At 73.4% G+C, this 14236-nt stretch carries 15 protein-coding genes; 10 read left to right on the top strand and 5 right to left on the bottom strand.

Annotation, left to right across the window (positions count from 1 at the left end; translation table 11 throughout):
- The first annotated feature begins 43 nt into the window (after positions 1-43).
- Genes CLV40_RS02820 through CLV40_RS02800 form a run of 5 tightly spaced genes read left to right on the top strand, consistent with a single transcriptional unit; the run spans position 44 to position 3224 of the window.
- The gene (locus CLV40_RS02820; RefSeq protein ID WP_104476531.1) at positions 44-805 is read left to right on the top strand and encodes a CoA transferase subunit A; all 762 of its coding nucleotides are present in this window, start codon (positions 44-46) and stop codon (positions 803-805) included.
- Positions 805-1446 carry a 3-oxoacid CoA-transferase subunit B gene (locus tag CLV40_RS02815; protein WP_104476529.1) on the top strand — a complete coding sequence of 214 codons (642 nt, stop codon included), beginning with the start codon at positions 805-807 and terminating at the stop codon, positions 1444-1446. Before CLV40_RS02820 ends, CLV40_RS02815 begins: the two co-directional genes overlap by 1 nt.
- The gene (gene pcaH, locus CLV40_RS02810; RefSeq protein ID WP_104476527.1) at positions 1443-2189 is read left to right on the top strand and encodes a protocatechuate 3,4-dioxygenase subunit beta; all 747 of its coding nucleotides are present in this window, start codon (positions 1443-1445) and stop codon (positions 2187-2189) included. The genes CLV40_RS02815 and pcaH overlap by 4 nt, the downstream gene beginning before the upstream one ends.
- The gene (gene pcaG / locus CLV40_RS02805) at positions 2189-2767 is read left to right on the top strand and encodes a protocatechuate 3,4-dioxygenase subunit alpha (protein ID WP_104476524.1); all 579 of its coding nucleotides are present in this window, start codon (positions 2189-2191) and stop codon (positions 2765-2767) included. Before pcaH ends, pcaG begins: the two co-directional genes overlap by 1 nt.
- Before the next feature lie 37 nt (positions 2768-2804).
- On the top strand, positions 2805-3224 hold the full coding sequence (locus CLV40_RS02800) for a VOC family protein (protein WP_104476523.1): 420 nt from the start codon (positions 2805-2807) through the stop codon (positions 3222-3224).
- Positions 3225-3275: 51 nt separating this feature from the next.
- Here CLV40_RS02800 and CLV40_RS02795 read toward each other — a convergent pair whose 3' ends face one another.
- Complete coding sequence (locus CLV40_RS02795) at positions 3276-4445, bottom strand: 4-hydroxybenzoate 3-monooxygenase (RefSeq protein ID WP_104476521.1); 1170 nt, start codon at positions 4443-4445, stop codon at positions 3276-3278.
- Between the two features lie 87 nt (positions 4446-4532).
- Complete coding sequence (locus CLV40_RS02790; RefSeq protein WP_245930982.1) at positions 4533-5756, bottom strand: cytochrome P450; 1224 nt, start codon at positions 5754-5756, stop codon at positions 4533-4535.
- A 677-nt stretch (positions 5757-6433) separates the two neighbouring features.
- Between CLV40_RS02790 and CLV40_RS02785 the strand changes: the two genes are divergently transcribed.
- The 5 genes from CLV40_RS02785 to CLV40_RS02765 all read left to right on the top strand — a co-directional run bounded on the left by CLV40_RS02785 (position 6434) and on the right by CLV40_RS02765 (position 11639).
- A complete protein-coding gene (locus CLV40_RS02785; RefSeq protein WP_181043284.1) occupies positions 6434-7867 on the top strand; it encodes a GGDEF domain-containing protein in 1434 nt (477 codons plus the stop codon).
- Between the two features lie 423 nt (positions 7868-8290).
- Positions 8291-8779 carry a helix-turn-helix domain-containing protein gene (locus CLV40_RS02780; RefSeq protein WP_245930980.1) on the top strand — a complete coding sequence of 163 codons (489 nt, stop codon included), beginning with the start codon at positions 8291-8293 and terminating at the stop codon, positions 8777-8779.
- A 5-nt stretch (positions 8780-8784) separates the two neighbouring features.
- Positions 8785-9303: a hypothetical protein gene (locus CLV40_RS02775; RefSeq protein ID WP_104476517.1), complete on the top strand. Its 519-nt coding sequence runs from the start codon at positions 8785-8787 to the stop codon at positions 9301-9303.
- Between the two features lie 6 nt (positions 9304-9309).
- The gene (locus CLV40_RS02770) at positions 9310-10464 is read left to right on the top strand and encodes an MAB_1171c family putative transporter (RefSeq protein WP_104476515.1); all 1155 of its coding nucleotides are present in this window, start codon (positions 9310-9312) and stop codon (positions 10462-10464) included.
- Positions 10461-11639 (top strand): cytochrome P450 family protein, encoded by a 1179-nt coding sequence (locus CLV40_RS02765; RefSeq protein WP_104476513.1) that lies wholly within the window; start codon positions 10461-10463, stop codon positions 11637-11639. Before CLV40_RS02770 ends, CLV40_RS02765 begins: the two co-directional genes overlap by 4 nt.
- Here CLV40_RS02765 and CLV40_RS02760 read toward each other — a convergent pair.
- Genes CLV40_RS02760 through CLV40_RS02750 form a run of 3 tightly spaced genes read right to left on the bottom strand, consistent with a single transcriptional unit; the run spans position 11636 to position 14128 of the window.
- On the bottom strand, positions 11636-12349 hold the full coding sequence (locus CLV40_RS02760; RefSeq protein WP_245930978.1) for a VOC family protein: 714 nt from the start codon (positions 12347-12349) through the stop codon (positions 11636-11638). The two genes, CLV40_RS02765 and CLV40_RS02760, sit on opposite strands and share 4 nt — an antisense overlap.
- On the bottom strand, positions 12309-13019 hold the full coding sequence (locus CLV40_RS02755; RefSeq protein ID WP_104476511.1) for a response regulator: 711 nt from the start codon (positions 13017-13019) through the stop codon (positions 12309-12311). The genes CLV40_RS02760 and CLV40_RS02755 overlap by 41 nt, the downstream gene beginning before the upstream one ends.
- On the bottom strand, positions 13016-14128 hold the full coding sequence (locus CLV40_RS02750; RefSeq protein ID WP_104476509.1) for a sensor histidine kinase: 1113 nt from the start codon (positions 14126-14128) through the stop codon (positions 13016-13018). Before CLV40_RS02750 ends, CLV40_RS02755 begins: the two co-directional genes overlap by 4 nt.
- Positions 14129-14236 lie beyond the last annotated feature (108 nt).

Raw genomic sequence — 14236 nt, 5'->3', positions numbered from 1 at the left:
GGCTGTCGAGTGAAACAATGTTCACCTGACGAACAGGAGTCGGATGGACAAGGTGGTGGCCACCGCGGCGGACGCGGTGGCGGACGTGGCCGACGGCGCCAGCCTGGCGGTTGGGGGCTTCGGGCTGGCGGGCGTGCCGACCGCGCTGATCACGGCGCTGCACGCGGCCGGTACCCGTGACCTGCGCGTGGTGTCGAACAACTGCGGCGCGATGGAGTCCGGGCTGGCGGTGCTGCTCGCGGCGGGCCGCATCGCCCGGGTGACGGGGTCCTACATCGGCACCAACGCCGAGTTCGCCCGCCAGTACCTGGCCGGTGAGCTGGAGGTCGAGCTGATCCCGCAGGGCACGCTCGCCGAGCGGCTGCGCGCGGGCGGCTGCGGCATCCCGGCGTTCTACACCCCCGCGGGGGTGGGCACGCAGGTCGCCGAGGGCGGGCTCCCGTGGCGCTACGCAGGTGACGGCGGTGTCGCGCTGGCCTCCCCGGCCAAGGAGACCCGGGTCTTCGACGGGGTCGAGTACCTGCTGGAACGCGGCATCACCACCGACTTCGCCCTGGTCCGGGCCGCGCGCGGGGACCGGCACGGCAACCTGGTGTTCGCCAAGTCCGCGCGCAACTTCAACCCGCTGGCCGCGATGGCGGGCCGGGTCACGATCGCCGAGGTCGAGGAGCTGGTCGAGCCCGGTGACATCGACCCGGACCACGTGCACCTGCCCGGCGTCTTCGTGCAGCGCGTGGTCGAGTTGACCGCCGAGCAGGCGGCGGACAAGAAGATCGAGCAGCGCACCGTGCGGCGGGAGCCCTGATGCCCTGGACACGCGACGAGATGGCCGCCCGCGCGGCTCGTGAGCTCGGCGACGGCGAGCACGTCAACCTCGGCATCGGCCTGCCCACGCTCATCCCGGACTTCCTGCCCGACGGCGTGCGGGTCGTGCTGCACTCGGAGAACGGCGTGCTCGGCACCGGGCCGTTCCCCACCGAGGACGCGGTGGACCCCGACCTCATCAACGCGGGCAAGCAAACCGTGACCGTCCTGCCCGGGGCGAGCTACTTCGACTCGGCGCTGTCCTTCGGGATGATCCGCGGCGGGCACATCGACACCGCGGTGCTGGGCGCCATGCAGGTCTCCGCGCGCGGCGACCTCGCCAACTGGGCGGTGCCCGGCAAGCTCGTCACCGGCATCGGCGGCGCCATGGACCTGGTGCACGGCGCCCGCCGGGTCGTGGTCGTCATGACGCACACCGCCAAGGACGGCACCGCCAAGCTGGTACCCGAGTGCACGCTGCCGCTGACCGGCCGCGCGTGCGTGGACCGCGTCATCACCGACCTGGGCGTCTTCGACATCACCGGATCCGGGTTGGCGCTGGTCGAACTCGCGCCCGGCACCATCGAGGCCGACATCGCGGCGAACACCGCCGCGCCCGTGCGCACACCGGAGCACCCATGACCGAACTCCCCACGCAGCGCGAGATCGACGCCGCGATCGCCCGGCTGTCCGCGCTGCCCGGCGGTTTCCACCCGCACCGCGACTACGGCCCGTACCGCAGCAGCGTCCTGCGGCACCCCGAGCAGGCCCTGGCCGTCGTGCGCGACCCGGAGGCCGTGGAGCTGAGCGGCCCGGTCTTCGGCGTGACCGATGTGACCGCACTGGACAGTGACCTGACCCGGGGCGGACCCGGTGAGCCCCAAGGGCAGCGGATCACCGTGACCGGGGTCGTGACGGACCGCTCCGGCAAACCCGTGCGCGGGCAGCTCGTCGAGGTGTGGCAGGCCAACGCGGCCGGTCGGTACGCCCACCAGGTCGACCAGCACCCGGCGCCGCTGGACCCGTACTTCACCGGTTTCGGCCGCTGCCTGACCGACGACGACGGCCGCTACGCCTTCACCACGATCCGCCCCGGCGCCTACCCGTGGCGCAACCACGACAACGCCTGGCGCCCCGCGCACATCCACTTCTCGCTGTTCGGCACCGCGTTCACCCAGCGCATGGTGACGCAGATGTACTTCCCCGGCGACCCGCTGTTCCCCTACGACCCCATCCTCCAGGCGGTCACCGACCAGTCGGCGAGGGAACGCCTGGTGGCGACCTACGACCACGACCTCTCGGTGCCGGAGTGGTCGCTCGGCTACCGGTGGGACATCGTGCTCGACGGTCCATCGGCGACACTGTTCGAGGACGAGGACCTGTGATGGACCTACCACCCACCCCCGCGCAGACCATCGGTCCCTTCTTCGGTTACGCCCTACCGTTCACCCGTGGCGCCGAGATCGTGTCGCGCGACGCGGAAGGCGCGATCACCGTCCACGGCCGGGTGCTCGACGGCGCCGACCAGCCCATCCCGGACGCGTTGGTGGAGATCTGGCAGACCGACGCCGAAGGCGCGCGCTCCACGGCGGTCGGCACCATCCGCCGGGACCCCGTCACCGACGCGGTCCTGGGCCGCGACGGCACCGCCTTCACCGGGTTCGCCCGTATCCCCACCGACGCCGACGGTCACTGGGCGGTGCACACCGTGCCACCGGGCCCTCACCATCCCGGTGCGACCCCTTACCTCGCCGTGGCCGTCTTCGCGCGGGGTCTGCTGCACCACCTGTACACCCGGATCTACCTACCCGAGCACTCTTCGCTGCTGAGCGCGGACCCGGCGCTCGCGGCGCTGTCCGACCGACTGTCCACGCTGGTCGCCACCCGCGAGACGGACCGCCGGTACCGGTTCGACATCCGGTTGCAAGGACCAGGGGAAACGGTGTTCTTCGAGTTCCGCTGACCGGTCGTTGTCGGTGCCCGCCCCTACACTGCGGCGCATGGCTTATGACGTGCAAGTGACCTTCGACAGCGCCGACCCGCACACCCTCGCCGACTGGTGGGCCGACGCGCTGGGCTGGGCGGTCGAGCCCAGCGACGAGGCCATGATCCGGGACCTGGTGGCCAAGGGGCACGCCGCCGAGTCCGACACCAAGACGCACAACGGCGTCCTGGTGTGGCGCGTCGGCGCCGCGATCCGCCACCCCGACGGCAGGCGCATCCTGTTCCAGGTCGTGCCGGAGTCCAAGGCGGTCAAGAACCGCGTCCACCTCGACGTCCGCGTGGGCAAGGAGAACCAGGAAGCCGAGCTGGCGCGGTTGACGGCCAAGGGCGCCACCCTGCTGCACCGCGCCCAGCAGGGACCGTTCGCCTGGATCACCATCGCCGACCCGGAGGGCAACGAACTCTGCCTGACGTAGGCGATCCGGGCCCGCCGGGGATCGCGGACCATTGTGGACATCCGGTGCCTGCTACGCGCCGTCCAACGTCAACCCGGTGTAGTTCTCGGCCAGGCCCCGCGCGCCCGCTTCGCTCTCGACGACCCAGCGCAGTTGGGCGAGCTGGACCTGTTCGTCGAACGGGTCGTCGCCGGTGTGCAGCATGGTGGTCATCCACCACGAGAAGTGCTGGCACCGCCACACCCGGCGGGCGGCCGTCGTGGCGTACTCGGCGGCGAGCCGCTCGTCGCCGCGCAGCAGCGCGGTCACCGCGGGGGCGAGCACGGCCACGTCGGCGATGGCCAGGTTCAGGCCCTTGGCGCCGGTCGGCGGCACGATGTGCGCGGCGTCGCCCGCCAGGAACAGCCTGCCGTGGCGCATCGGGCCGGTGACGGCGGCGCGCATGGGCAGCACGGACTTCTCGGTGATCGGGCCCGGGGTGAGCGTCCAGCCGTCGACGTCGAGGCGGGTGCCGAGCGCCGTCCAGATCCGGTCGTCGGACCACGCCGCGATGTCCTCCCCCGGCGGCACCTGCAGGTAGAGCCTGCTGACGGTGTCCGAGCGCATGGAGTGCATGGCGAACCCGTCGGGGTGGCGGGCGTAGATGAGCTCGTCGGTGGACGGCGCGACGTCGGCGAGCACGCCGAGCCAGGCGTACGGGTAGGCGCGTTCCCAGGTCCGCCGCCGGTCCTCGGGGATGGCCTGCCTGCTGGGGCCGAACGACCCGTCGCAGCCGACCACGACGTCGGCCTCGACGCGCCCGGGGTTGCCGTCGCGATCGACATAGGTCACCGACGGGCGGTCGGTGTCGATGTCGTGCGGCGCGGTTCCCGTGACCTCGTAGACCAGCGCCTGCCCGGCGCGTTCGCGAGCGTCGACGAGATCGCGGGTGAGGTCGGTCTGGCCGTAGACGTGGATGCCCCGGCCGACCAGGTCGACGAAGTCCAGGTGGTGGCGCTCCCCCGGCCACTGCAGGTAGATCCCCCGGTGCGGCATCGACTCGCGGCGCAGCCGGTCGGCCAGGCCGACCGACTCCAGCAACCGGACCGACGTGTCCTCCAGGATGCCCGCGCGGATCCGGGCCAGGACGTACTCCTGGGACCGGGTCTCCAGCACGACGGACTCGACGCCCGCGGCGCCGAGCAGGTGGGACAGCAGCAAACCGGCGGGGCCCGCCCCGATGATGGCGACCTGGGTACGCATTCCCCCATAGAAGTACACCGGGGCCGGTTCCCGCCACGTCGACCCGGTCACGGGCACGGGATTGCGCGCCCGTGACCGGGTTCGCCGCTAGGGGCTTTCGAACCGGACGGACAGGGCCGTCGGTCCCAGGATGCCGATCGGCGGCCGCCAGGTGACCGGTTCGGTGACGACCGGCGGACCGAGCACGGCCGTCATCGCGGCCAGCGCCTCCTCCAGTTCGATCCGGGCCAGCGCGGCACCGAGGCAGTGGTGCGGTCCGCCGCCGAACTGGATCAGCGGGGCGCGGCCGGTCGCGGTGATGTCGAAGGCGTCGCCGTCGCGGTACGCCAGCGGGTCGCGCTGCACGATCGGGGCCAGGACGAGCAGGAACTCGTCCCGCTCGATCAGGCGACCGCCGAACTCGAAGTCCTCGCCCGCGAAGCGGAACACGCTGGCCGCCGAGGGCGCCCACCGCATCAGCTCCTGCACCGCGTCCGGCACCAGTTCGGGCCGCCGGGTCAGCAGCCGCCACTGGTCGGGGTGCTCGGCGAAGACGACCATGGCGTTGGCGAGCTGGTGGCGCGTGGTGTCGTGCGCGGCGAACACCAGCGTCACCAACAGGTTCCGCAGTTCCTCCCGGGTGACCACGCCCTCGGCCACGCGCTCGGAGACCAGCGCGGACACCACGTCCTCGCCGGGCTCGGCGGCGCGCAGGTCCATCAGGTGGTCGACGTAGCCGTCGAGCCCGACCACCGCGGCGACCACCCGGTCCAGGAACGACCGCTCGTGGATCAGGCTGAGCACCAGCCCGAGGTCGGTCGTCCAGGTGCCGAACACGCCGACGTCCTCCGACGGCACGCCGAGCAGCGCCGACATGACCGCCAGCGGCAGCGGGTCGGCGCACGCGGCGTAGAAGTCCGTCGTGCCCGCGCCGACCAGGTCACCCGCCAACTGCCGGGCCCGCGCCCGGGTGAAGGGGCGCAGCCGGTCGAGGGTGCGCGGGGTGAACGCCTTCTGCACCAGGCCGCGCAGCCTGCGGTGGTCGACGCCGTCGTGGTTGACCATCATCGGGACCCACCAGTCGTACACGGGCCCGTCGGCGACGCCGCTCATCGCCATGAACCGGGCGCCGTCGTGGGTCAGGCGCGGATCGCGCACCAGCTGCTGGGCCTCGGCGTGCCGAAGCACCAGGAGGCCGATCGGACTCTCGGCGCACCAGCTGCGGTCGCGCGCGGCGGCGACTTCCGGTGCGTCGTAGGTGAAGTCCGGTGCGGTGATGTCGAGGAAAGGGAACCCGCCACGGTCGGGAACCACCGGCGCGGTCTGCGTCATGCCCGTCCTCCTGGGGAATCGGGGGATTCTCGATGTTATCCGCGTACCGGGGGGTGACGCTCCGCTGAACGGCGGCAGCGCGTTTCGGCCCCGATCCCCTGCGGGCCAACGAGAACCGCACACCGTCAACAGTGGACACAAGAGGAAATGGTCCGGTCCACAACGGGAAACGGGAGGGTCGAACGGCCCTACCGGCGGACCGGGTGCCCCACGCCCGACGCGGGCGCTGTTCGCGTTCACCCGACAGCTCAGGGTGGCCCCCCTCCCGCGAACGGCCGCCGCGCGCTACGCCGCGAGTGTGACGGCGCGTCCCCCTATCGGCCTCACCTCGCTGGCCCGGTCGCGATCACCCGCTCCGCCGAATGAGTGGTTCAGCCCAATTCGGTTGTCCGGGATGCGAACTGCCCTATGGTTTCCTCGCGAGGAAACTCAAGCGGGGGGACGCGGGGGGACGATCGCGCGACGCCGGGAGCCGGGGGCGCACCCCGGTGGCTCGTCAGGTCCAGGGGAACGACCGACGAGCCGCCCGCGCCGCGCCCGTGCACCCGCCCAGGAGTCCGGTCGCTCCGGGGCGCGTTCGCAGTCGCGCCGACCCGAGCCCGCCCGCGCCAGGTCAGCCTCGCGTGATGCGCGCGCCCACCCCGGCACGGGTGGGCGGCTCAGGGGAGGCATGCGGTATGGGGGGAAACGACGGCCCGGAGTGCCCCTTCGCGGGGGTGCGCGGGCCCGAGCGCGCGCGGTCGGCACTGCACCCGACCCGGTGGGGCCTCTGGCAGTTCGGCGTGCCGACGGGCGTCGTGCTGCTGATCACCAACCTGGTCGGCGTGGTCGGGCTGGCCTACGCCGTGACGCGGGCGCCGGGGATCACGACGGCGGACTGGGGTCTGTTCGCGATGCTGTGCGCGTGCGCGCTGGCCTACACCGAGGTCACCGCGGCGAGCGAGAAGCGCCGCCGGAGCATGCGCAGGCAGCGCGGCACCGTCGAGTTCATCGACCAGGCCTCGATCTGGTTCTTCAGCTCGGCCCTGCTGCTGCCGCCGATGCTGGCCGGGGCGCTGGTCGTCATGGTGCGGGTGCGCCGCTGGCGCATCGCGATGCGGCCGTTGACCCTGTGGGTGAGCAACACCGCCGCGGTGCTGCTGTCGGTGGCGTTCGTGAGCCTGCTGCGGGGTCTCATGGTGGGCTCCGGCCGCCCCTACGACGGGTTGACCGAACCCGACGCGGGCGGGCTGCGGATCACCGCGCTGTTCGTGCTGGCGGCCCTGGTGTACTTCCTGGTGGAGGGGACGATCGTCGGCGTGTACCGCGCGGTCCGCTTCCGCACCTGGCGGTTGGGCGAGACCTGGGGCAGCCGGGAGGACAACCTCCTGCTGCTGCACACCCTGCTCGTCGGCCTCGGGGCCGTGGGGGCCGCCGCCATCACCCCGGTGGCGCTGTTCGGCGTGCTGGCGGTGGCGGTCATGGAAACCCGCCTGCTGGGCAGCCTGGCGATGCGCACGGCCGACCGCGACCGGCTCGAGGCCGACGCCACGACCGACCCGTTGACGGGGTTGAGCAACCGCCGCGGCTTCCTGCCCCTGGCCACCGCCGCGATCCGGCTGGACCGCCTCAACGGCAGGCCGACCGGCGTGCTGATGCTCGACCTCGACCACTTCAAGCGGTGGAACGACCGCCTCGGCCACTTCGGCGGTGACCAGGTGCTGCAGGCCGTGGCCCGCGCGCTGCGGCAGAACACCCGGGCGGGTGACCTCGTGGCCCGGTGGGGCGGCGAGGAGCTGACCGCGGTGCTGCCCGACACCCACCCGGCCGAGACGCTGAAGATCGCCGAGCGGATCCGGGCGGGTGTCGAGGCCCTGGGCACGACGATCACCACCCCGGCGGACGGCCCGTCCGTCCACTTGGGACGCGAGGTGCCGCGGGTGACGATCTCGATCGGCGTGGCCTGCGCGCCGCAGCACGCCACGACCCTGGCGGACCTGCAGGAGCTGGCGGACCAGGCGCTCGACGTCGCCAAGCAGAACGGCCGCAACCAGGTCGCCGTGGTGGGCGCCGCGGGCCCGCACGTCCCCACCCAACCGGGGCCGCAGGACCGGGAGCAGTCCCACCCCTGACCCGCGGCGGCGACGCCCGGTCATCCGACGATCCGACCCGGGATCGGCCGCGCCCCCGGACCCCTCACCCCGGGGCGCGACCGGTCCCGGCGCTCGTGAGCGACCCTCGATTACCGGCTCTGACCGGCGCGAGGACACGCCGAGGACACGAATTCGGGGGGTCGGTGTGCACAATCGCCGAGTTCGTACTACGCTTGATGAAGTTCCGCGCTCCCGGTAACCCCCAGGCCGGTTGAGCGCGGAACTCCTTTTTTTCTCCCCGATCAGCCGCGGCCGAGCGCCGCGCGTCGAGTCCGGTCACCACCACTAACTGGCAGTTAACCCATGCGTGGCCATGGTACGCAGCGGTGCGGGCCCGTTGTCAACTCACAGTTACCCTGCGAGACTTGTGGGGGAGTCACAGTCACGAAAGGGTGGCCAACCGTGGGGGATCCCGAAACCGGTGGTGCGGCGGGGACATCCGCCGAGCGGCCCGGGACCTCGCTGGGCGCCCGGCTGGACCGGCTGTTCCGGGTGAGCCTCCCGCGCGGCAGGCAGTGGTCCAACGCCGAGGTGGCCGCCGAGGTCAAGAAGGCGAACCCGGACCTGCGGGTCAGCGGCCCGTACCTGTCCATGCTGCGCACCGGCCGCCGGACGAGCCCGTCGATGGACCTGCTGGTGGCGCTGGCGCGGTTCTTCGGGGTCAACCCGAGCTACTTCTTCGACGACGAGGACGGCCACGGCGAGCGGGTGCGCGCGCAGCTCGAGCAGCTGGCGATGCTGCGCGAGCGCGGCGTCGTCGGCATCGCGCAGCGCGCGGTCGGCCTGCCGCGGTCGAACCTGGACCTGATCACGGCCCTGCTCGACCAGGCCCGCAGGCAGCGCGGCCTGCCGCCCGTCACAGACACCGACACCGACCGGCCCGAGGACTGAAAGCCGTGCCGCGTCGGGGACTGCGCCGGGTGCGCCGCGACTGCGCCGCCCTGCTGGCCGGGCTCGAACTGCCACCGCACACCGACCTGGCCGGGCTGTGCGCGCACCTGGCGCGGGCGCGCGGGCGGCCGCTGCACGTGGTCCCGGTGGCGATGCTCGCGTCGCAGCCGTGCGGCATCTGGGTCGCCACCGGCGACGCGGACTGGATCTTCTTCGACGAGGCCGCCCCGGCGGCGCACCAGGAGCACATCATCCTGCACGAGATCGGGCACATGATCTGCTGCCACCGCGGCGGCGGCCACCTCGACGCGGACACGGCGGCGGTGTTCTTCCCGGACATCGACCCGGCGCTGGTGCGCGACATGCTGGGCCGCACCACCTACAGCGACGAGCAGGAGCAGCAGGCCGAGGTGCTGGCGTACCTGCTCGGCGAGGTGCTGCGCGGCGCTCCCCCGCCGGGTGACGACGTGGCGGCGCGGATCGCGGGCTCGCTCAACCACTCGACGCACCCCGAAGCGGTGTAGCGGCCGGTGAACGCGGTCCTCTACCCGCTGTGCGCGGGGGTGGCGTGGGTCAGCCTGCTGTTCAAGCTGCCCGCGCTGTCCCGCCCGGGTCGCGGTCCGGCCGCGGTCGCGGTGGCGTTGTTCTTCCTGTTCATGGGGTTGACGTTCACCATCAGCGACCCGCGCGTGTGGGCGCTGGTCGACCGGTCGGCCGGTGTGCCCAACCTGTCGCTGCTGCTGTCGCAGGGCAGCGTGATCGGGGTGGCCGCGACGCAGTTGGCCGCGTTGACGTTCTGGGCGCACGACGCCGAACACGCCCGTCCCATGGTGCGTCGGCAGGTGGTGGGTTTCGGCGCCGTAGTAGTGGCGATGGCCGTGCTGTTCGCCTTGGCCGACCTCACAGAAGAAGACACGACGACGGCCGCGATCCGGTTTGCCGGTAAAGGGCTGTATTCGGTCTACCTGATGCTCTACGTGACCGCGTTCGCGGTGACCGAGGCGGTGCTGGTGTCGCGGTGCGTGCGGCACGCGCGGGCCCTGGAAGGCCCCTGGCTGCGCCGTGGGCTGCGCATGGCGGCCATCGGGGCCACCGGTGGCCTGCTGTACTCGGCGGCCCGCTACGCGGACGTCATCGCCGCGCCGCTGGGGTTGGACCCGCAGCGGTGGGAGTTCGTGGCGCGGTTGGGTGCCGGGTTGGGCGGCATCCTCACGTTGATCGGGTGGAGCGTGCCGGGGTGGGGGCCGCAGGTGAGCGCCCTGCGCGTGCGGATGCGCGATTACCGGCGCCACAACGACCTCTACCCGCTGTGGGCGGCGTTGAGCGAGGCGAACCCGGACCTCGTGCTCGACCGGCAGGCGCCGCGACGCGCGGTGCGGGACCTGGACTTCCGCCTGCACCGGCGGGTCGTGGAGATCCGCGACGGCATCCGGTGGCTCCAGCCGTACCAGGACCCCTCGGTGGTGGAGGCGGCGACGGCGCGGGGGCGGGAAGCCGGGTTGGCGGGCGCGGACCTTCGGGCGTCGGTCGAGGCCGCCGCCATCGCCGCCGCGCTGCGCGACGGCCCCGACGCGGTCACGCGCCCGGAATCCGAGGCGCCGCCGCACGACACCGGCACCGACTGGCTGGTCCGGGTATCGCGGGCCTTCACCGCGGACGGCCGCGCTAAGGTGGGGAACCGATGAGCGAACTTTTCGACGCCGAGTTCTTCGCCGACCCGCACCCCACCTACGCGCGCCTGCGCGCCGACGGCGGCGCGCACCACGTGTCCACACCGGACGGTGCCAAGGCGTGGGTGGTGACCGGGTACGCCGACGTGCGGGCCGGGCTCGCCGATCCGCGGCTGTCCCTGGACCGGGCCAACGCGGGCGCGGGCTACCGGGGCTTCGCGCTGCCGCCCGCGCTCGACGCCAACCTGCTCAACCTCGACCCGCCGGACCACACCCGCCTGCGCGCCCTGATCGCGGGCGCGTTCACCCCGAAGCGGGTGGCGGCGCTGGCACCGGCGATCGAGGCGGCCGCGACCGAACTGCTCGACGCGGTACCGGTCGGCGAGCCCGTCGACCTGATCGCCGCGTTCGCCGCGCCGCTGCCGGTGCGGGTGATCGGCGACCTGCTCGGCGTACCCGCCGCCGACCGGGACCGGTTCCGCTCGTGGACGAGCGTGCTGCTCACCCCGCGCCCGGACCAGCCGCCGACGGCCGCCCGGGACGCGGTGGCCGCCATGTACGGGTTCCTGGTCGACCTGGTCGCGGCCAAGCGCGCGGCGCCGGCCGACGACCTGCTGTCCGCCCTGATCGCGGTGCGCGACGAGGAGGACCGGCTCAGCGAGGCCGAGTTGGTGTCGCTGGCGTTCCTGGGGCTGTGGGCGGGCTACGAGAACCTGGTCAACCTCATCGGCAACGGCGTGTGGGCGCTGTTCGCCGCGCCGGAGCAGCTGGCGGACCTGCGTGCCCACCCGGATGTGCTGCCGTCGGCGGTCGAGGAGCTGACCCGCTACGACCAGCCGCTCCAGTTCGCCATCCGCCGGTTCCCGCGGACGGACGTGGAGATCGCGGGAACCGTGATCCCGGCGGGCGACACCGTGCTGCTGGGCATCGCGGCGGCGAACCGCGACCCGGCGGTCTTCGCGGACCCGAACACCCTCGACCTCCGGCGCGACCCCAACCCCCACCTGAGCTACGGGCACGGCCCGCACCGCAGCTTCGGCTCGCGGCTGAGCCAGGTGGAGGCGGGCATCGCGATCGCGGCCCTGCTGGCGCGCGGCTGCGCACCCGCCACCCCCGACTTCGAACCCCGGTGGCTGCCGTCGTTCCGCAACCGCGGCCTGACGAGCCTCCCGGTGCGCCTCACCCGCTAGCGGGTGAGGACGCAGAACCGGTTGCCCTCCGGGTCCGCCAGGACGGCCCACGGCACCGCGCCCTGACCGATGTCGGCGTCGGCGGCGCCGAGGGTCCGCAGCCGGGCCACTTCGGCCGGGTGGTCCGCGCGCGGACTCGGGGTGAGGTCGAGGTGGAAGCGGTTCCGGGTGACGAGCGGGTCGGGGACGAACTCCAGGTAGGGGCCGATCCCCGTGGCCGCGCGCAGTCTCGCGCGGTCGTCGCGCGCCTCGTGCGTGGTCCACGCCATCGCCGTGCCCCAGAACCGGGCCATGGCACGGGGATCCGCGCAGCCGACCACCACCGCGGCGATCGGCCCGGTGTCCCGGTCGGTCTCCCGCCGCACGCGGAAGACGTTGCCCTCCGGGTCGGTCAGGGTGGTCCACGGCTCGTCACCACCGCCGACGCGCTTCGCCCCCGACGCCACCAGGCGCGCCACCAACTCCGCCTGGTGGGTCGCGGAGGCGGCGGCGAGGTCGAGGCGCACGCGGCCGCGCACCGCCTCGGGGTCCGGGACCGCGACGACGTCGAGGCAGAGGGCGTCCGGGTCCGGCCAGGCGAAGCCCGCCGGTCCGAGCGCGGTCGAACCGGGCCCCTCGTGGAACACGACCCAGTCGAGCACCGCGGCCCAGAACCGGCCGAGCGCCGCGTCATCCCGGGCTTTGAGGTTCACCATGGCGAGTCGGGGCACGCGGTCGACCGTAGCCGCCCGCCCGCGGCGTGACGACGCCGTTCTCGTAGGCGAAGACCACGGCCTGCACGCGGTCCCGCAGCCCCAGCTTGCCGAGGACCCGGCCGACGTGGGTCTTGATCGTCTCCTCGGCCAGGTGCAGCGCGCGGGCCACCTCCGCGTTCGACAGCCCACGCGCCACCAGGGTGAGGACTTCCCGTTCGCGGGGTGTCAGCCGGGATATCGCGGTGCTGTCCGGTGGCAGCGGGTCCTGCGCCACGAACCGCTCGACGAGGCGGCGGGTGACGGTCGGGGCCAGGAGTGCGCCGCCCGAGGCGACCGCGCGGACGGCGGCGACGAGGTCGGCCGCGGTCGCGTCCTTGAGCAGGAAGCCGCTCGCGCCCGCGCGCAGCGCCGCGTAGACGTACTCGTCGATGTCGAAGGTGGTGAGCATCAGGACCCGGGTGTCCGGGTGGTCCGCCACCAGCCTGCCGGTCGCGGCGACCCCGTCGAGGACGGGCATCCGGACATCCATGAGCACCACGTCCGGCCGTTCCCGCCCGCACAGCGCCAAGGCGTGTTCGCCGTCGCCCGCGGTGCCCGCGACGCAGATGTCGTCCTGGCGGTCCAGCAGCGCGGCGAACCCCTCGCGCACCACCGGTTGGTCGTCCACCACGACCACGGTGATCACGCGGTCTCCGCGCGGGGGACGGGGATCTCCGCGCGGACCAGGAACTCGTCGCCGGTCCGGTCCACCACCAGGGTGCCGCCGAGGAGTTCGGCCCGTTCCCGCATCCCGAGCACCCCGAGCCCGGTGCCGTGCGCGGTGCTGGTGAGCCGGTTGCGCGACTCGACGACCACCACCCCGCCCGCCGTGGTGATCGAGAGGTCGACGGCCTGCCCGGGCGCGTGCGCGACGGCGTTGCTCAACGCCTCCTGCGCGATCCGGTGCACGGCGAGCGCGCGGACACCGGACAGCCCGCGACTCGGCTCGTCGAGCGCCAGGTGGACCTCGGCGCCCAACGCGCGGGCGCGGTCGACCAGGTCGGGCAGGTCGGCGACGGTGGGCTGGGGCGCGCGGTCGGCCTCGGTGTCGGCGCGCAGGACGCCGAGCAGCACCCGCATCTCGGCCAGCGCGGACCGGGACGCGGCGGCGATGTCGGCGAACTCGGCGGCGGTCGCGTCGGGCACCTCGGCGAGCCGGTACGGCGCGGTTTCCGCGCGGACGGCGACGAGCGACATGTGGTGCGCCACGACGTCGTGCAGTTCCCGGGCGATCCGGGCCCGGGCGGCGAGGGTCTCCTGGCGCAGCCGTTCCCGGTCCAGTTCGGCCTCCGCCCGGCTCCGCGCGGCGGTGGCCATGCCCAGCAGGGTCGCGGTCACGGCGGCGAGCAGCACGACGCCGAAGTCGGCGCCGGGCTGGGTGAACGCCATGACCACCACCGTGATCGCCGCGACCGCCAGCGCGCGGGGGCGGCGCAGGGCCATGCCGACGCCGACCAGCAGCGGGGTCAGCGCGAAGACCGCGGCGGTGGTCAGCAGGCCGGGCGGGACCGCGAGCCAGACCTCCAGCAGCCGCGTCGCCACCGTCGCGGCGCAGGCCACCAGCCACGCCGGGAAGGGTCTTGTCCGCCACCACGGCAGCGGCCCCGCGACGGCCGCGCCGAGCGCCACCGCGACCGGCCACACGGCCCAGTCCCACAACCGCCCCGAGATCACCCCACCGGCCGAGGCGGCGGCCGCCACGAACACCGCGGTCGCCGCCACCACGGTCGCCCGCTGTCCGTTCCGCGTGTGCATACCCCCACGGTAGGGCGCCGCGCGCCGGGTGCGGTCCCCCGATGGGGTTCGTGATCATCACTCTTGGGAGCCACACCACCCGTCGGGCACCCCTTGGCGGGGGCCGGG

The organism is Actinokineospora auranticolor, assembly GCF_002934265.1.
Taxonomy (GTDB): domain Bacteria; phylum Actinomycetota; class Actinomycetes; order Mycobacteriales; family Pseudonocardiaceae; genus Actinokineospora; species Actinokineospora auranticolor.
This window is presented reverse-complemented; position numbering and strand designations above follow the sequence as displayed.

Coding starts and splice junctions, on each gene's coding strand:
- CLV40_RS02790 (WP_245930982.1), bottom strand. CDS start 5,756: ATGACGCAGACCGCGCCGGTGGTTCCCGACCGTGGCGGGTTCCCTTTC.
- pcaG (WP_104476524.1), top strand. CDS start 2,189: ATGGACCTACCACCCACCCCCGCGCAGACCATCGGTCCCTTCTTCGGT.
- pcaH (WP_104476527.1), top strand. CDS start 1,443: ATGACCGAACTCCCCACGCAGCGCGAGATCGACGCCGCGATCGCCCGG.
- CLV40_RS02750 (WP_104476509.1), bottom strand. CDS start 14,128: ATGCACACGCGGAACGGACAGCGGGCGACCGTGGTGGCGGCGACCGCG.
- CLV40_RS02815 (WP_104476529.1), top strand. CDS start 805: ATGCCCTGGACACGCGACGAGATGGCCGCCCGCGCGGCTCGTGAGCTC.
- CLV40_RS02800 (WP_104476523.1), top strand. CDS start 2,805: ATGGCTTATGACGTGCAAGTGACCTTCGACAGCGCCGACCCGCACACC.
- CLV40_RS02765 (WP_104476513.1), top strand. CDS start 10,461: ATGAGCGAACTTTTCGACGCCGAGTTCTTCGCCGACCCGCACCCCACC.
- CLV40_RS02795 (WP_104476521.1), bottom strand. CDS start 4,445: ATGCGTACCCAGGTCGCCATCATCGGGGCGGGCCCCGCCGGTTTGCTG.
- CLV40_RS02785 (WP_181043284.1), top strand. CDS start 6,434: ATGGGGGGAAACGACGGCCCGGAGTGCCCCTTCGCGGGGGTGCGCGGG.
- CLV40_RS02820 (WP_104476531.1), top strand. CDS start 44: ATGGACAAGGTGGTGGCCACCGCGGCGGACGCGGTGGCGGACGTGGCC.